The 14,596-nt window shown below is 59.9% G+C and carries 22 protein-coding genes; 17 read left to right on the top strand and 5 right to left on the bottom strand.

What is annotated here, in order from left to right; translation table 11 throughout:
- Positions 1 to 92: 92 nt before the first annotated feature.
- The 5 genes from HMPREF2999_RS06780 (at position 93) to rpsT (ending at position 5,737) form a co-directional block, all read left to right on the top strand.
- Positions 93 to 1,268, top strand: a complete 1,176-nt coding sequence (locus tag HMPREF2999_RS06780; protein ID WP_070676490.1) for a ComEA family DNA-binding protein — start codon at positions 93 to 95, stop codon at positions 1,266 to 1,268.
- Positions 1,268 to 3,295 (top strand): ComEC/Rec2 family competence protein, encoded by a 2,028-nt coding sequence (locus HMPREF2999_RS06785; protein WP_070676488.1) that lies wholly within the window; start codon positions 1,268 to 1,270, stop codon positions 3,293 to 3,295. Before HMPREF2999_RS06780 ends, HMPREF2999_RS06785 begins: the two co-directional genes overlap by 1 nt.
- A 195-nt stretch (positions 3,296 to 3,490) precedes the next feature.
- Positions 3,491 to 4,525 carry a DNA polymerase III subunit delta gene (gene holA, locus HMPREF2999_RS06790; RefSeq protein WP_070676486.1) on the top strand — a complete coding sequence of 345 codons (1,035 nt, stop codon included), beginning with the start codon at positions 3,491 to 3,493 and terminating at the stop codon, positions 4,523 to 4,525.
- A 15-nt stretch (positions 4,526 to 4,540) separates the two neighbouring features.
- Positions 4,541 to 5,212 carry a type II toxin-antitoxin system PemK/MazF family toxin gene (locus HMPREF2999_RS06795; protein WP_070676484.1) on the top strand — a complete coding sequence of 224 codons (672 nt, stop codon included), beginning with the start codon at positions 4,541 to 4,543 and terminating at the stop codon, positions 5,210 to 5,212.
- Positions 5,213 to 5,473: 261 nt separating this feature from the next.
- Positions 5,474 to 5,737: a 30S ribosomal protein S20 gene (rpsT, locus tag HMPREF2999_RS06800; RefSeq protein ID WP_005505969.1), complete on the top strand. Its 264-nt coding sequence runs from the start codon at positions 5,474 to 5,476 to the stop codon at positions 5,735 to 5,737.
- A 165-nt stretch (positions 5,738 to 5,902) separates the two neighbouring features.
- Here the strand turns inward: rpsT and HMPREF2999_RS06805 are convergent, their stop codons facing one another.
- From HMPREF2999_RS06805 to HMPREF2999_RS06815, 3 genes are all read right to left on the bottom strand, one after another.
- Complete coding sequence (locus HMPREF2999_RS06805) at positions 5,903 to 6,958, bottom strand: tyrosine-type recombinase/integrase (RefSeq protein ID WP_070697745.1); 1,056 nt, start codon at positions 6,956 to 6,958, stop codon at positions 5,903 to 5,905.
- A 402-nt stretch (positions 6,959 to 7,360) separates the two neighbouring features.
- Positions 7,361 to 7,780, bottom strand: a complete 420-nt coding sequence (locus tag HMPREF2999_RS06810; RefSeq protein WP_070697748.1) for an ImmA/IrrE family metallo-endopeptidase — start codon at positions 7,778 to 7,780, stop codon at positions 7,361 to 7,363.
- Between the two features lie 25 nt (positions 7,781 to 7,805).
- Positions 7,806 to 8,204, bottom strand: a complete 399-nt coding sequence (locus HMPREF2999_RS06815) for a helix-turn-helix domain-containing protein (protein ID WP_070697750.1) — start codon at positions 8,202 to 8,204, stop codon at positions 7,806 to 7,808.
- Positions 8,205 to 8,306: 102 nt separating this feature from the next.
- Here HMPREF2999_RS06815 and HMPREF2999_RS06820 point away from each other — a divergent pair, with 102 nt between their 5' ends.
- Both HMPREF2999_RS06820 and HMPREF2999_RS09685 read left to right on the top strand, forming a co-directional pair.
- Positions 8,307 to 8,537: a helix-turn-helix transcriptional regulator gene (locus tag HMPREF2999_RS06820; RefSeq protein WP_070697752.1), complete on the top strand. Its 231-nt coding sequence runs from the start codon at positions 8,307 to 8,309 to the stop codon at positions 8,535 to 8,537.
- A 57-nt stretch (positions 8,538 to 8,594) separates the two neighbouring features.
- Positions 8,595 to 8,801 carry a helix-turn-helix transcriptional regulator gene (locus tag HMPREF2999_RS09685; protein ID WP_083316934.1) on the top strand — a complete coding sequence of 69 codons (207 nt, stop codon included), beginning with the start codon at positions 8,595 to 8,597 and terminating at the stop codon, positions 8,799 to 8,801.
- 218 nt (positions 8,802 to 9,019) lie between these two features.
- Here HMPREF2999_RS09685 and HMPREF2999_RS06825 read toward each other — a convergent pair whose 3' ends face one another.
- Positions 9,020 to 9,709: a hypothetical protein gene (locus HMPREF2999_RS06825; RefSeq protein WP_070697754.1), complete on the bottom strand. Its 690-nt coding sequence runs from the start codon at positions 9,707 to 9,709 to the stop codon at positions 9,020 to 9,022.
- A 120-nt stretch (positions 9,710 to 9,829) separates the two neighbouring features.
- Between HMPREF2999_RS06825 and HMPREF2999_RS06830 the strand changes: the two genes are divergently transcribed.
- Positions 9,830 to 10,375 carry a hypothetical protein gene (locus HMPREF2999_RS06830; protein WP_070676467.1) on the top strand — a complete coding sequence of 182 codons (546 nt, stop codon included), beginning with the start codon at positions 9,830 to 9,832 and terminating at the stop codon, positions 10,373 to 10,375.
- 22 nt (positions 10,376 to 10,397) lie between these two features.
- Positions 10,398 to 10,601 (top strand): hypothetical protein, encoded by a 204-nt coding sequence (locus HMPREF2999_RS09420; protein WP_141757052.1) that lies wholly within the window; start codon positions 10,398 to 10,400, stop codon positions 10,599 to 10,601.
- Here HMPREF2999_RS09420 and HMPREF2999_RS06835 read toward each other — a convergent pair.
- A complete protein-coding gene (locus tag HMPREF2999_RS06835; protein ID WP_070676465.1) occupies positions 10,545 to 11,087 on the bottom strand; it encodes a hypothetical protein in 543 nt (180 codons plus the stop codon). The two genes, HMPREF2999_RS09420 and HMPREF2999_RS06835, sit on opposite strands and share 57 nt — an antisense overlap.
- A 48-nt stretch (positions 11,088 to 11,135) precedes the next feature.
- On the opposite strand from HMPREF2999_RS06835, the gene HMPREF2999_RS06840 reads away from it, so the two are divergent.
- The 8 genes from HMPREF2999_RS06840 to HMPREF2999_RS06875 all read left to right on the top strand — a co-directional run.
- Entirely contained in the window at positions 11,136 to 11,651 is a 516-nt protein-coding gene (locus tag HMPREF2999_RS06840) for a hypothetical protein (protein WP_070676462.1), read from the top strand.
- 16 nt (positions 11,652 to 11,667) lie between these two features.
- Entirely contained in the window at positions 11,668 to 11,874 is a 207-nt protein-coding gene (locus tag HMPREF2999_RS06845) for a hypothetical protein (protein WP_070676460.1), read from the top strand.
- Positions 11,867 to 12,217, top strand: a complete 351-nt coding sequence (locus HMPREF2999_RS06850) for a hypothetical protein (protein ID WP_070676458.1) — start codon at positions 11,867 to 11,869, stop codon at positions 12,215 to 12,217. Before HMPREF2999_RS06845 ends, HMPREF2999_RS06850 begins: the two co-directional genes overlap by 8 nt.
- Positions 12,201 to 12,491 (top strand): hypothetical protein, encoded by a 291-nt coding sequence (locus HMPREF2999_RS06855; protein ID WP_070676455.1) that lies wholly within the window; start codon positions 12,201 to 12,203, stop codon positions 12,489 to 12,491. Before HMPREF2999_RS06850 ends, HMPREF2999_RS06855 begins: the two co-directional genes overlap by 17 nt.
- Positions 12,492 to 12,588: 97 nt before the next feature.
- Positions 12,589 to 12,849: a hypothetical protein gene (locus HMPREF2999_RS06860; RefSeq protein WP_070676454.1), complete on the top strand. Its 261-nt coding sequence runs from the start codon at positions 12,589 to 12,591 to the stop codon at positions 12,847 to 12,849.
- Between the two features lie 10 nt (positions 12,850 to 12,859).
- Positions 12,860 to 13,096 carry a hypothetical protein gene (locus HMPREF2999_RS06865; RefSeq protein WP_070676452.1) on the top strand — a complete coding sequence of 79 codons (237 nt, stop codon included), beginning with the start codon at positions 12,860 to 12,862 and terminating at the stop codon, positions 13,094 to 13,096.
- Between the two features lie 24 nt (positions 13,097 to 13,120).
- Positions 13,121 to 13,783 carry a hypothetical protein gene (locus HMPREF2999_RS06870; protein ID WP_070676450.1) on the top strand — a complete coding sequence of 221 codons (663 nt, stop codon included), beginning with the start codon at positions 13,121 to 13,123 and terminating at the stop codon, positions 13,781 to 13,783.
- A 75-nt stretch (positions 13,784 to 13,858) separates the two neighbouring features.
- On the top strand, positions 13,859 to 14,596 hold a 738-nt coding region (locus HMPREF2999_RS06875), incomplete at its 3' end, for an HNH endonuclease (protein WP_371325961.1).

Raw genomic sequence — 14,596 nt, forward strand, 5'->3', positions numbered from 1 at the left:
TGGATGGCCCCTTTCGCGTTGTGCGAGGGGAGTTATCCACAGGTTCTTTGCGTGTGCTCGTGCGTTCGCGCGCGTGAGCCTAGGGTAGGGGTATGACGAGCATGACCCCCAACCCCGAGCAGAACAACCTGCAGAACCCGAGTGCTGCACCGAACAACGGTGCTGTGCAAGACAACGCACCCCAGCAGGGCGGTGCGCAGCGTAGCGCCCGCTCCCTGATGAACAGCCTCTACCGCAGCCCCCGCGCCCGCAAGAACGGTGCGCCGGATGCCGAGGACACCGTGCCGCTGGCTATTGCCGCTGAGGTAACGCCCGCGGAGGCGCCTGCCGAAGAAACACCTGCCGAGTCCGCAGCATCCCACCCGGAGTCGAATGGTTGGGCTGACTGGGATCAGCAGCCCGATTGGAACGAGGTGGATGATTGGGCGGAGTGGGAGCAGGCGGATCAGCCCGGCACCACCCGCAGTACCCGTTGGGGCTTGTCGCCGTGCGTGCTGCTTCTGGTGGCGGTGTTGGCGTTGGTTGCCGTGGTGTGGGGTGTGACCCAGTTTTCGGCGGCGCCGCGTGCCGAGCAGGTCGCCTCCCCGAGTGCTTCCGCCGAGTCGGTGCAGGCGGTGGGTGCCCAGCAGAGCCCCGGTGCTCAGCCTGGCACCCAGTCCGTTGCCCAGTCCACCGCTCAGCCGGGCGCTAACCCGAGTGAATCTGCGCAGGGTGGCGCCTCCGGTGAGGCTACCGTGCGGGTGCACGTGGCGGGTGCCGTGAACAACCCCGGCGTGTACACGTTGCCCGCGCAGGGTCGTGCCGTGGATGCGATTGCCGCCGCCTCCGGTGCCGCCGCGGATGCTGATCTGGACCGCGTGAACCTTGCCGGTGCGCTCAGTGACGGGGTGCAGATTTATGTGCCGCATCGTGGTGAGACGGCTGCTCCGGCGCAGATTCAGCCTAACGGTGGTACGGCGAATGCGGGTCAGGGTAACGCGGCGAATGGCGCGGCGCAGAACGGCCCATCTCAGGGCGGTGCCCAGCCCCAGCCTGCACGCACGCTAACTCCTGCAGGCAGCGCGCAGAAGGGCTCAGCCCCGGTGAACATTAACACCGCCACCGCTGAGGAGCTGCAGACCCTGCCGCGTATTGGTCCGGCGATGGCTCAGCGCATTATTGCTTGGCGTGAGGCGCACGGCGGTTTCCGTAGCGTAGATGAGCTGGATGCGGTGCCCGGCATTGGTCCGTCGATGCTGGAGAATCTGCGTCCGCTGGTGACGGTCTAATGCCCAAACAGAATGGCCAGCAGAACCGCCAGCAGACGGGGGATCGGGAGCTCTTTCCCGGTTCCTTGCGCCTCACCCGGCACTTCACCCGTTCCGTGGCTACGGCGTATGACCGCGCCCGCTACCGCTGGAGCATCGGCGCTGAACGGTGGCGTACCCGCCGTGATGAGCAGGAGCTGCGCGCCCAGGGAAGCCTCATTCACCTGGACCTTCGCCTGAGCTTCACGGTGCTGGTGCTGTGGGCTTTTACCGCGGCGGCGCTAACCGTGGGCACGTGGCGGGTGGTGCATCCGCTGGCGTGTGTGCTCATTGCTCTGCTGGGGTGTTTGGCGATTCTGCTGTTCTTTCCGCCGCGTGCGGTGATGCCCTACAGCCTGCTCTTTCGCACGACCGGTCAGCTGGTTTTTCTGGCGTGTATTGTCACGGTTCAGGCGGTGCTTTTGTGCGCTACGGGGGTGGATGCATCCCGCGCCACGCTGCAGCAGGCGCAGGGTGCCTCGCTTCGTCTGGATGGCACGGTGGAGCAGGTTCGCCGCGTGGATCCGCGCACTACTCTGGTGGTTATTAAGCTTGAGGAAATTCAGGGGCGGAGCGTGCGTGCGCTGGTGAATGAGCGGGTGCGCGTGTACCGGCGTGACGGTTCGGCAAAGAGTACCGCGCAGCGGCTGGAGGCACGTTCGGCGGCGAGCGCGGCGGCTAAGCACCAGGGGAGCGGCACCGCGCGCTCGCAGGCAATTTATCCGGGTATGAAGGTGACCGCCCTCGGCACGGTGGAGTTCAACGGCTCCACGGCGAAGCTGAGCGGCGCAACTATTTTTCCTGCGCCCGCCTACGGTGCCGGGTCGAACGCTACCGCTCACACCGCGGAGGAGCCGTACCTGTCCACGCTCAAGGAGCAGCTGCGCACCCGCGCCCTGGACACTCTCGGCACGGAGTCGGCGGCGCTGGTTTTGGGTACCGCCTACGGGGATGATTCGCTGATGAGTTCCACCGCGCGGGAGGAGTATAAGCTCAGCGGACTCAGCCATATTACGGCGGTGTCCGGGGCGAATATTGCCATTGTGTTTTTGGGTGCGTACCGGCTGGTGTTGGCGGTTCGTCCGTACCGTTTCGCTAGCGCATACCTGCTGTTCCGCTCTTTGAAGGAACGGCTGCGGGGGAGAGGCACGGCTCGTTCTCGCCGCCCCGCCTCCGCTCAACAATCGGCCTACCCGCAACAACCTACCCCGCCAAACGCCCACGCCCTGCCGCCGCTCGTGCACCGGCTGAGCACCCTCGCCATTCCGCACCGCGTCATGGTGCTGTGCGGGGTTGCGGCGGTGCTCGCCTACGCCATGCTGCTGGACTCTGAGGGTTCCGTGATTCGTTCCCTCGCCATGGGTCTGCTCGGTGCTTACGCGATGCTGCGCGGTTCGGGTCGCCAGTCCTTGGCGGCGCTTCAAACCACGGTGCTGATGTGTCTGCTTGCCGCCCCGCACCTCGCCGTGGATATGGGGTTCGCCCTGTCGGTGACGGCAACCTCCGCGTTGATTCTGCTGGGTCCTCCGCTGATTCGTCTGCTCATGCGCGTCATGCCGGTGTTCTGCGCGGAAATGCTCGCCGCGCCGATTGTGGCGTCCCTGTGGTGCACTCCGCTGATTTTGGCGATGAGCGGTAAGGTGCCGCTCTACTCGGTTCCGGCGAATCTAGTTGCCGCTCCTTTGGCGCCGCTGAGTATGCTCGCCGGGCTGGTGGCGCTCGGATTCATGCTCCTGGGTCTGCCCACTGCGGCGGATCTGTGCCTGCGAGCCGGTGGCCTTGCCGCGCAGGGCATCGAGTGGGCGGCACACACTGCCGCGCACGCGCCAGGTAACCCGTGGGAGCCCGGTTCGAACGTGCCGGCGGTGGTGTGTAGCGCCCTCTGCGTGCTGGCGTTGAGCATTGCCCTGTGGTGGGTGGATGCGCGCCGCTACCGTGCGGTCACGCACCGGCAGTATTTGCGGGTGGTACCGCGCACCGCGCGCTCCCATCAGCCCGCCCGTTCCTAACCGACTAACCCTGGGTATCTAACCGCAAACATCTACCTCTGACCGACTGACCCTGACCGATTACCCCTAACCACCGCTAGGAGGCATCTGAGAAGAAAACGCTATGATGGATACTCGAGACTCTACCCACGCCGCAGCACCGAGCAGTGGGGCCGAGTTCAGCCCGTACCCTGCAGATAAAGGCGAGTGATAAGCGTGTCCGAGCGTAAGCGTTCAACCCAGCGTGGTGGTTCCCGAGGCTACGCCCGCCGAGGCGGCCCCGCCCTCGACACCGCGTGGCGTACCGTTACCCCGGCACCCGCCGTCATGCTCTACGGCCCGGAGGAGTACTTCGCCTCCCGCGCTGCGGCACGCCTGCGTGAGCTGTTCCGCAGCATCCACCCGGAGGTGGACCGCGTTCAGATTAACGCCGCCACCTACACGGAGGGGGAACTGATCCTGCATGCTTCGCCCTCCCTGTTCGGTTCGGCGAAGATCATTGAGGTTGAGAACGTAGCCTCCATGAGCGACGAGTTTTTGACCGATACGCTCGCCTACCTGAACGCCCCCGAGCCGGACATCATGCTCATTCTGAACCACTCGGGCGGTAACCGCGGCAAGAAGCTCATCGACCTGGTGCGCTCCCAGTTCGTGCTCATTAACTGCAAGGCGCTCAAGACCGACCGGGAAAAGAGCGAGTTCTTGGCGGGGGAGTTCGCCGCAGCTCAGCGCCCGATTACCGGTGGCGCCCTGGCGTTGCTGACGGCCGCCGCCTCCGACACTGCGGAGCTTGCCGCCGCATGCCAGCAGCTGCTCTCAGACGTGCCCGGCGAAATTACCGAGGAGGCGGTGAACCGCTACTACGGCGGCCGCACCGAAGTCACCGCGTTCCGCGTGAGTGACGCCGCGATTTCCGGTAACGCCCCGGAGGCTCTGCGTCTGCTCCGCCACTCCCTTGCCACCGGCACGGAGCCGATTCCGATGCTGGGTGCGCTCGCCATGCGTATCCGCAATATTGCGCGCGTGCACCACGTGCGTTTGAGTGCTAACGAGCTGGCGCGTGAGGTGGGTATGTCACCGTGGCAGGTGGAGCAGGCTCAGCGTGACGGCCGCCGTTTTACCGGCGCCCAGTTGGCGCATATTGTGCAGCTTTTGGCTGATGCGGACGCCCAGCTGAAGGGCGAGTCGCAGGACGCGGTGTATGCGGTGGAGCAGGCTGTTTTGGCGATTGCTCTACCTCCGCGCCTGTAGTGCATAATAGAGCCCATGCTCGAAATTCTGAAGAAAATTTTCTTTGCCCTGTTGCCCTTCCTGCAGAAGGCGGCAGAGGATGCCCTCAACGATGCTACTGCGTCTAAGGGCGGCTCCGAGTCCTCCCAGAAGAGTGAATCCCGCAAGGATGAATCTCGTCAGCGTGAGGCTCGTACCTCCGGCTCTTCGGCGCCTAAGCCGAGCGCCCCGAAGCCTTCCTCGGCAAAGTCCACGGCAAATTCCTCGGCACCTAAGCCTTCCGCACCGGCTTCGACCGTCGCATCCGACGGTTCGGATTACCCGGGCGATTACCGCGACATGATCAACTTTGAGTACTCGCCCTCCCTGGACGGCGACGCTGACCCGGGTGAAATCGTGTGGACGTGGGTTCCTTTCGAGGAGGACCACTCGCAGGGTAAGGACCGCCCGGTGCTTCTGGTGGGTCGTGACGGTGAGTACCTGCTGGCGCTGATGATGACCAGCAAGGATCACAATAACCGTGAGCACGCTGATTCGAACTACCTTGATATTGGTTCGGGTCCGTGGGATCCGCAGGGCCGCGCTTCTGAGGTGAAGCTGAACCGTGTGATTCGTGTTCGCCCGGATGCGATGCGCCGCGAGGGTGCCATTATGCCGGAGGATACGTTCCGTCTGATTGAGCGTGCGTGGACTCGCCATAACAGCTAACGCCCTGTGCCGGTAGTTTCACCGGCGACTGGTGCGGATTATCTGCGCCGGATGTGGAGGCTGTGTGTAGCGGTTTTCACAGTATTTTTCTCTCCGCGGGGGTCTGTCGTGGAGGCTGTTCATCTGGTATTATGTGTGGTTGAGTGTCCGATGGTCATCGGGCACTGCTGGCCGGTTGCCATAGGCATCCCCACGCCGCTCAGTCGATGATCGGCCAGCGTCGCCCTCACCGACCAATAAGACAAAACAGAAAGTTTAATTGTGGCTAACATTAAGTCTCAGAAGAAGCGTATCCTCACCAACGAGAAGGCTCGCCTGCGCAACAACATTGTAAAGTCCGAGCTGAAGACCGCGACCCGCAAGGTCAAGGCTGCTGTTGAGGCACAGAACCAGGAAGCTGCTGTTGAGGCTCTGCGTTTTGTGAACCGTAAGCTGGACAAGGCTGTTTCTAAGGGTGTTCTGCACAAGAAGACCGCTGCAAACAAGAAGTCCGGTCTTGCTGCGCTGGTAAACAAGGCTTTCTAAAACTTGCGGGGTACGTGAGTACCTCTCTGGTTTAGGGCAAATACCCCCGAAACCCCTTATTTATAAGGGATTTCGGGGGTATTTTTTCATGTTAAAACTGCAAATAGTGACAGTCTAATAGCAGTCTAGAGAGATTTCAAAGTGGGGAGTAAATGGGGACCAAATCTAGCCCGCCAGACCCTCCAACGCTTCCGCAAACGCCGCCTGCTTACTCCGCTGCACATAGGCAGATCTCGTCATCTCCTCCGACGCATGACCAAGCTGCAGGGACGCCTCAGCAATACCCAACTTCTCATCCAGGAACGTGGCGGTGGTCTTCCTCAGCACGTGCCAGGTCACCCACTCCAAATCCGAGCCTTTGAGAGCCCTCATAAGCAAATTCCTCGCCGAATTGTACGCCAGAGATTTGCCTCCCTGCTCAAACACAAAGACAGCCCCCTCCAAAGACTCAGCCCGCCGCCTCCGCAGCACATCAAGAACAAAGGGCGGCACCTGCAGAGTGCGTGCCTCATGTGTCTTCGTATCAGCCTGCCAGCCAGCCTTCTGGACAAGCGTGCCGCAAATGGTCACAGTCCCCGCCTCAAGGTCAACATCTTGCCAACGAATCCCGGCACCTTCACCCCAACGGCACCCAGTACCCAAAAGCACATCAACAAGATCAGGAAGATACCCGCTGTAAGTAGGCGTTGCCGGCAGAGCGGCAACGAGCCGCCGCAGCTCTTGAACCTGCTCCAAATCCAGCGCTCGCACTTCCTTCTTCTTGGTCTTCACCGGGCGAGTCGCCAGAACAGGGTTATGCGGCAAAGCCCCAAGACGCACCGCCTCATCCAACGCCATTTTGAGCGTCAATCGCTGGTTATACCGCACACTAGGCAAATCAATGCCCGCCAGGTACGCATCCAGCGCCCCGGCAGTGAGCTCTCTCAGCTGCAAAGAGCCAAGATTCTGAGAAAGACGCTCAGCCCACAGCTTGTAATTACGCAAGGTGTTCAGCGCCAACCCATCATCCAAACCAGACACCCACCGCTCCAGAGCCTCCCTCAGCGTCGTCGCAGAGGACAGCTCAGCACCAGCCACAGGCAGATTCGACAACTTCAACTTCACACGATGCTCAGCCGCCGCCTTCGTTGGCCCCTGCGCCGTCACCTCCCGCCGCACGCCAGCGCTATCACGAAAATAGACACGCGCCATCCAACGTTTCGGCTTAATCCGCCGAGCCATAATCTTTCCATGAGAACCAATCGGAAGAGGGTCCCTAACCACCCTCGCCTCCTTTCACTTGCGCTCGCCCGCAGGTGACGCTAAACTCAGTCACTCTCGTTCGAGCAGACCTTCAGCATGGACTGCACAGGAACCGCCCCGTCTACTGCCGGATACAGTAGGTGGGGCGGTTACCTTTTTTTACCCAAAAACCGCCGCACGACACGCCGACACCTTGAGACTCTTGCCGCAATCGCCACGTGACGCTACACTACTTCGGCAATAACCGATAACTACGAGGCGGAACCTGCAAGGGCGAGCTGAGTCGGCATCTTATTGTTGTGTGAGTGAACCGCATCAGACGGATCTAAGCGCTTATTTCTCCTTACATTGATTGATGATGCACAGACGGGGCGGACTGGACTAGCTATCCAGACCGCCCCGTTTGCTATGCTCCCAAAGCCAAGCAGAGAGGATACGCTCAGTCACTTCAAGCTCAGCCGCAGCAGCAGGCAAAGAATCAGGAGCCACCGCCAGAGCAGTCTTCACGGCATGTGGCTGCAGGAGCCAGCCGGCGGCTAGGATGTCGGCGCGGCGCTCGCGTTTGGTGGAGGCGACGTCGTCCATGGGGGAGTGTGAATCGCCGTTGATTGCGTGGGCGAGCTCATGGGCTATGACGCACCGTCGCTGTCGCCACAGGAGACCGGGGGCGGTGAGTATGGTCCTGGTCTGCTCATCCCAGAGGGCGAGTGTGCCCGCCGGCGGTTGGGCTTCGACGATGCGGATACCCAGGGACGCGGCGTGGCGTTCTGGGTCGTAGTCATATGGAGTTGTTGAAGTCATGAGTGAATCGGTTATCGAGCGCGGGTTATGCGCTGTGGTTGTCTTCGGTGATGATGTCGTCTGCGGGGTGCGCGGCTAGACGATAGCCAGCCTTAGTTGCCGCCTCAGCACGGGCAAGAATCTGCGCAGCCAACTGAGCATCGGTGAGAGGAGCGCCCGTTTGTTCTCGCATTGCGTTGTCTGCTGCAGAGATAATGACCGTCATGTCCACATTGAGTGCGGCACAGATAGTCTTGAGGTCACGGACGGGAAGTGAGCCTTCTGACCGATATACAGATCGGCTGAGCTTACTCTTGGAGATGCCAGTTTTTGCGGCGAGGGTCAGTAGGTCTTCACCTCGCCGAACCATCCATACCTTGATTTCGCGGTTTACCAAGTCGTTGAAAAGTTCTGCTTGGGATTGCAGTTCTTTAATGTCTGTCATGGGAACAGTCTACAAGGTTTCTAAAAAAAATTCCTGTTTCAGGTTGCATGTTCCAAAAAATAGGAATATGATAGTTGCATACCAACGAAAGGAGGCACTGAGATGCAGGAGGAAACTTTTAGCAAGAATATGCGAATGGCATTAGCCATGAAAGCGAAGACGCAGCACAGTCTAGCCGTAGCATCTGGACTTCACCCTAGTCGCATCAGTGCAATTGCCACAGGTAAGGCAGACCCCCGCATTACCGAAGCATGGAAGATTGCAGAGGCTCTGCAGGTGCCCGTCACCTGGCTTTTTGAGGACCATGCTGCAGATCTGGGTACCACTGTCTAATTTTTTTATCCATCATTCCTAAAATTAGGAGTTGTTCCTAGAAAAGGATGGGAATAAGTGCTGACTATCCCCGATAACGCGCTCACGGTCTGGAGTCCCGAAGAGCTTGCCGACAACCTCGGCCTCTCGCCACGGACTCTCGCCGCATGGCGCAAATCCAGGACAGGCCCCGCATACATCCGAAGCGGGGGACGCATCTACTACACCAGTGCAGCAGTGACGGCTTGGCTCTCAAACCTCCCCGTCACCCACACCACCAACTGAGGAAACACCAATGAACACCCCCGAAACCCAGAGGCCCACCCGCCCGCGGTTCTGCTCCGACGAAGCCATCCAGGAAATGTACAACATCATTGAGGACTTCGCCCTCTACGCAAAAGACCGTGATAGCACCACGGTACATATCACGGTCAAAGAAGCAATTGCCATCGTAGAGTCGGCGCTTGCACGACGCCGATTCCAACTCGCCGTCCGCGCGGAACCTAGAGGCCGATCGCCTTACGAGCAGCAGCCCAGGCAAGAGCCCTAGCGTTCTCGGGGACCTGCAGCCATTTCCATGCACTGCGGTAGAACGCCTTCGCTTCGGGGTCTGTGGAGCGGATAGACACCGCATCGACTAAAACAGTGAATTCCATATATGCGTTGTACAAGCTGAAGCTACCGCTCAGCTCATCGGAGAAAGCGGCCTCCACACGGCGCATAACCTCGTGGATGTACGCACGGAAAGAACTGCTCAGTCCCTGGTCGTCTGCAACGTAATCCGCGACCTCGCGAACCTTGGAAGCCATCGCCTCACGCTGGGAGCTGAGCCAATCAAGCATCCCAGGTTCAGTGGAGCTAGCGAATGCATCAAAGGTACCCGCCAAAGCAGACAGCACGTCCAGCTCGTAGCTCTCTAAGTGGAACGAAGAGTCCCACCCGTGGGGGTACTGGAAAATCGCTTGAGCCCACCGGGCGTAATACTTCGAGGCCCACGACAAATTATGTTTGGGGCGCTCAACCTCCACGACCTTCACAAGGCGCTGGATATCACGCAGCAGAAGCGCCGCATGCAAAGCCTGCGTGATTTCCTCCTCAGTATCCAAAGGGCGTGCAAAACGTGCAACAGAAGAAGAGGACTGCGACCAGCTCTCAAACACGCGAAGCAGCTCACGAGCAGGGTTAGCAAGCATGAGAAAACTCCTCACATATTGACTATCAGGTTCATCAACCCACCATACATGAGAAAGAGCTTAGAAAGATGGAACTCCGCGCACCCCGTGGAACCACCACCACCAACTAAGGAGAAAGCAATGAACGAGAAACACCTAACCCCCGCCGAAGCGCTCGCCACAGAGCACGCCCGCACCATCTGGTGGGCACGGCACATCACCGTCAACAACCGAGACCCGCGCCTCCGCGGCAAGAAGGCACCCGCACTCCACTGCGGGGCATGCCAGGAAGTCTACGCAGAGCTGGACCGCGCCAACATCGCTCACACCATGGGCACCGCCGCAGCCGAGCACATCAAGACTGCGCACCCCGACTTCTGGGTAGAACTCATTGCTCACGCGAACAAGTGCCTCGATGCCGCACGCATCTGCTGGGACCGCAGGAACATACTCCGACCTGACCTGCGACCCACCCTGCACGAAAACGAGTTGTTCAAGAACCGCGTGAACATTCACATCCCCTGTCCCGTTGATTGCGGCGTCACCTTGCATGACGCGCTCACCGCAGACCAGATCAAGGACTGGGACAAGCTCCAGTTCTCAGATGAAGCGGTCGAGCACTGCATCACCCGCCTCGCAGAGCACCTGATGCGTCACCGCCGCAGCCAAATCGCACAACTCCTCTAACCACCCCGGAAGGAAAACACTCGTGGAACCCGACCAGTTCAAACTCGTATTCAACGCCGTCTGCTTCGGCGCCAGCGTTACCGCGGCTGGCATCTCCGGGCTCTTCTGCTTCTTGGTGACTAAAGATGCCTGGGAAGAGAAGAAGGAAGAAAAGGAAAAAGAGCGCGAGCTATCGGCGAATCGGGACGGGGACGACCTCGTCGACCCCACGGATTCGAAGTTCTAGGTTCGCCGGCAACGGTTTACCGTGAGCACCCTTCATGAGGATGTGTAGCGACTCGCCGGGGCGGAATACCTGCTGAACCTGCTCGCAGCGGAAGAACTTATCAAGATTCGCCACCTCAAGAACCTCAACGGATTCACCAGTAACGTTGCACAACAGGTAGGTATCGCCGCTGTCCCAAGTCAGCTCAAATACGGGCCTCCATAGGTGAGACGCAATCTCAGCCTGAGAGTCGGACTGCTTCTGCTGTTCAGCAACGATTTGTTCCATCTGCTTGAGCGACTTCTCCGCTTGCCGGGCACGCTCCTCCGCAGCTTCAGCAGACCGGACCGCGGCATCACGCATCTCTAGTGCCGCCTGATGCGCCTCCTCAGCCTTCTTCTTCGCCTTCTTCGAGCCAAAGGCCTGGTACCAGGAAACACCCGCGAAAAAGACGGAGACGAACGCGGCAAACATTGAGCCGCCAGAAAAAAGAGTTGAGAAATCCATAGCAACAATCCTAACCACCCACCCCACACCAACTAGGAAGGACACACCATGACCGCCACCAACCCCAAGACCAAACGCGACCGCGCAGCAGGCCGCACCCACCGCCACACCGCCATCCAGACAATCATCGACAACCACAACCAAGTCCGAACCGACATCGACAGCCTCGACAACAGCGTCGCCGTTCTCCAAGACGAAGTCTGCGAGTCCCGCCGCCTCACCGACCACCTCAACGGGAGGGTCGCACAGCACACGAAGGACGTGAACGCCAACGTCGGATTCGCAATGCAATGCGTCGTCGAGAACGAACGCAAGCTCACCGAAACCGAATGCGCAGTCGGAATCCTGCAAGGCGCCAGCAAGAACCAGGGCAAGGCGCTCGCCCAGCTCGACCGCTACACCAAGCGTCTGCACGCCAAGCAGACGAACCTGAATCACGACCTCACCATCACCCGCATAGACATTGAAGACATGGAAAAGAAGTTCATCACCCTCGCCTGGATCAACCTCGGACTCTGGGTCGCCGCAGCACTCACAATCTTCATCCTCCTCCTCCTCATCTAGCCCAAGGACACTCACCATGACCACCGACCGCACTATCCGCACCGCAAAAGCCCTTGTCTGGGCTTGCGCGCTCGCCTCCGTCATCATCATTGGAATCGGCACCGCACAGCCCACAATCACCTTCCGAGCAATCATCTTCGCGATTGCGCTCGCCCCTGCTTCCGCCGCAATCCTCATTGGCAGCTTTGTCCATGACCACATCAAAGGAGGGCTCAATGGCTAAATCACCCCTCAGTGACCTGCCCACCCTCACCGAATGGTTGAAGGCGCACCCCGGTGAGCATCTGCTCCCCGCAGCAACCGTGGCGCGTGAAGCAGGGATCAAAGAAGCCACGCTACGAGGCTATGCTGGCGAATCCATCAAAGCGGCTGTAACAGCCCGCCTCCGCCCTGTAGCTAAAGGCGACTTCAATGGGCGCTACTGGTACAAGCCCTCAGATGTCGAGGCATGGCTGGAGAAAAGCGCAGCTTCCAAACAGCTCTGCCGCCGCCACATGCAAGCAATCCACTGGCGCAAGAAACGCCTACCCATCCAAGGAAACACCACCCATGACCACCAAGATTGACCTGCCCCACAAGACGATGTTCGAGGCATGCAACCCCGGCACCAAGCTTGTCTCTGAAAGCCAGGTCGCCGCAGCCGCCGGTATCAAGGTCAGTACTGTCCGCACCTACTCAGGTGCCGCTGTTCGAGCCGCCGGCATCCGTCTCCGTCCTGCAGCCAAAGACGATGACGGCCGCCTATGGTACAAGGTCTCAGACGTTGAAGTCTGGCAACGAAACCGCGCAGCAGGCAAAGCCCGCTACCGCGCAATGATGACAACCTCCATCAACATCTAAACCCCCAAGCTTCCCCCGCCGCCACACCTTTCCTACAGTAGCCACACAGGCGGCGGGGGACCCCAAACACCACACCACCACCCAAGGAAACCCCACCATGGCAAGCCACAAGATCGCAATCGAATTTGTCCACCCCACCGCCACCGGCGAAAAGGACATCATCCACACCCACGCCTACTGGGACGGCCGCCGAGGAGAAAACAGCCGCAACAAAGCAGTTATCGACGCAGTCGCCGCAGCAATCGCCCCCCGTGCCTGCAGCACCTTCGACGTACACCCCGGCGGCGACGTCTACCTCTACACCGGCGGATACCCCCGCAGCAAGATGCTCTGGGCAACCTACACCATCATCAACTAAGGAAACACCGATGCAAGAACACCAGGAACACGAAGGCTTCCCCTTCACCCTCGAAGTCCTACAGCTCACCAGAGACAGGGAAATCGTCGGCAGATGCTTCCGTATCACATGCGACACCTGCAAGCAGAGAAACACCAAAGCCGTTGAGTCACTCAACTCCCTGGTCCTCCAAGATGCATTTGAAGAGCTCTGCGAAGAAGCCAAGCTCCACGCCAGCTCCCACGACGACACCAACTACGCCGAATAAGCACCCACACCCCAAGGACACCCCATGAACCGCTACTACCCGGTTGCAGCACCAGACACCGACCTCACCATCAACGGCACCCCCATCCGCCACATCTACGACGCAGACCGCATCTGGGTCCACAACGCAGACCTCGCAGACGCAATCGGCGCGCTCGCCAAAGGCAGCCTCCTCACCGGCGTCTCCACCAAATGGAAGCGGAAGTGGCGCGAAGACCTCGGCGGCGGCAAAGCAACCCGCGCTGCAACCTACATGACCACTGAAGGGCTCCTGCAGCGCTCCATGAGCATGAAGCGAGACAGCGACAGCTACCCCCGCCTCCGCGAAGCAATCAACCAGATTCGCGAGCTTGAGGCATCCCGCCGAAGCCAACACGCAGAGGCACTCACCGCCACCGCAGATGCCTCAGCAACCAAGGAAGAACCGACGCTCCCTATGACGCTCACCGAGCCGCTGGCGCTCACCGCTGAAGCTGCTGAATCGCCGCAGGAATCCGCAGAGGTACTCGGTCGCGTCGAAGAGGCGAAGAAGAGCCTCGCCCCGTTCACCCCCGCCGCACTGCGCAACGCAAACCTCGGTAAGCGCCAGCGTCAGATACGCGAGCGCATGTCCCAAATCCAGCATCTGCTCGACCTCATGGCTGAGGATTTGGTGGATGCCGCCATTGAGAAAGACATCACTCTTTAGCAGGTTTCTGCTGATTTTGACCAAGTTGTAGAGAAAAATGTTCTACACTGCTACCACCGCAAGGAGCCCCCCCTCATGCCTTGGCTGAAAGTATCCGATACGGCCGCTCAGCATCGCATTGTGTGGCGAGCGCTGGAGATTCCTGGCGCGAGCATGCAGTCTATGTGGTCGTTGTTTGGTCAGGTGCTTGCTTTGGCTGTTGAGGCGGCGGCGTTCAAGACTGACTATGTTGTTGAGCGCGGCTCTATTCTGAAGTTCACCGGTACTCCGGATGCTGCACAGAAGTTCATCGCTGATGCGACGTTCTGTGGGTACCTTACCGGTGAGGTGCCGCTGGATGATGGGCGTATCGCCTATCGTTTGGTGGAGGATGAAGACCTGTTCCATATGCGTCTACGAGAGGAGATTGATTGGGAAAACAGGCGGCGTAATGACACCCGTAACGGTGCGTTGATTGTGCCGATTCGTGCTCGCGACGGCGATGCATGTCGTTGGTGCGGCAACGTCGTTTACTGGGGTAACCAGAAGGGCGGCCGTGGCGCGACCTATGACCATTTGAATCCTGGAGTTCCTGCAGAAACTCCGGAGGATATGGTCGTGGCGTGTCGAAGCTGCAACTCGTCCCGCAAGGACAATGCTGGTTGGGCGGTAGATCTTCTACCTGCCCCGTCGAGGCCGTATTTTAGTGCAAAGAGCGCGGCTTGGCTGACTGAGAATGGGGTGCCCACCAAGGCATCCGCTCCGTCAGATAAGCCGGTTGGTAGGTCGGTCGTGGCCACCTCGCAGGTAAGAGAGTTCTCCCGGAGTCAGATC

Source organism: Rothia sp. HMSC066H02 (assembly GCF_001814995.1).
Lineage (GTDB): Bacteria > Actinomycetota > Actinomycetes > Actinomycetales > Micrococcaceae > Rothia > Rothia mucilaginosa.

What these genes read in the sequence shown, in the direction of transcription:
- HMPREF2999_RS06780 (WP_070676490.1), top strand. Translation starts at nt 93, where the DNA reads ATGACGAGCATGACCCCCAACCCCGAGCAGAACAACCTGCAGAACCCG.
- HMPREF2999_RS06785 (WP_070676488.1), top strand. Translation starts at nt 1,268, where the DNA reads ATGCCCAAACAGAATGGCCAGCAGAACCGCCAGCAGACGGGGGATCGG.
- HMPREF2999_RS06795 (WP_070676484.1), top strand. Translation starts at nt 4,541, where the DNA reads ATGCTCGAAATTCTGAAGAAAATTTTCTTTGCCCTGTTGCCCTTCCTG.
- HMPREF2999_RS06805 (WP_070697745.1), bottom strand. Translation starts at nt 6,958, where the DNA reads ATGGCTCGGCGGATTAAGCCGAAACGTTGGATGGCGCGTGTCTATTTT.
- HMPREF2999_RS06810 (WP_070697748.1), bottom strand. Translation starts at nt 7,780, where the DNA reads ATGACTTCAACAACTCCATATGACTACGACCCAGAACGCCACGCCGCG.
- HMPREF2999_RS06815 (WP_070697750.1), bottom strand. Translation starts at nt 8,204, where the DNA reads ATGACAGACATTAAAGAACTGCAATCCCAAGCAGAACTTTTCAACGAC.
- HMPREF2999_RS06820 (WP_070697752.1), top strand. Translation starts at nt 8,307, where the DNA reads ATGCAGGAGGAAACTTTTAGCAAGAATATGCGAATGGCATTAGCCATG.
- HMPREF2999_RS06825 (WP_070697754.1), bottom strand. Translation starts at nt 9,709, where the DNA reads ATGCTTGCTAACCCTGCTCGTGAGCTGCTTCGCGTGTTTGAGAGCTGG.
- HMPREF2999_RS06830 (WP_070676467.1), top strand. Translation starts at nt 9,830, where the DNA reads ATGAACGAGAAACACCTAACCCCCGCCGAAGCGCTCGCCACAGAGCAC.
- HMPREF2999_RS06835 (WP_070676465.1), bottom strand. Translation starts at nt 11,087, where the DNA reads ATGGATTTCTCAACTCTTTTTTCTGGCGGCTCAATGTTTGCCGCGTTC.
- HMPREF2999_RS06840 (WP_070676462.1), top strand. Translation starts at nt 11,136, where the DNA reads ATGACCGCCACCAACCCCAAGACCAAACGCGACCGCGCAGCAGGCCGC.
- HMPREF2999_RS06845 (WP_070676460.1), top strand. Translation starts at nt 11,668, where the DNA reads ATGACCACCGACCGCACTATCCGCACCGCAAAAGCCCTTGTCTGGGCT.
- HMPREF2999_RS06850 (WP_070676458.1), top strand. Translation starts at nt 11,867, where the DNA reads ATGGCTAAATCACCCCTCAGTGACCTGCCCACCCTCACCGAATGGTTG.
- HMPREF2999_RS06855 (WP_070676455.1), top strand. Translation starts at nt 12,201, where the DNA reads ATGACCACCAAGATTGACCTGCCCCACAAGACGATGTTCGAGGCATGC.
- HMPREF2999_RS06860 (WP_070676454.1), top strand. Translation starts at nt 12,589, where the DNA reads ATGGCAAGCCACAAGATCGCAATCGAATTTGTCCACCCCACCGCCACC.
- HMPREF2999_RS06865 (WP_070676452.1), top strand. Translation starts at nt 12,860, where the DNA reads ATGCAAGAACACCAGGAACACGAAGGCTTCCCCTTCACCCTCGAAGTC.
- HMPREF2999_RS06870 (WP_070676450.1), top strand. Translation starts at nt 13,121, where the DNA reads ATGAACCGCTACTACCCGGTTGCAGCACCAGACACCGACCTCACCATC.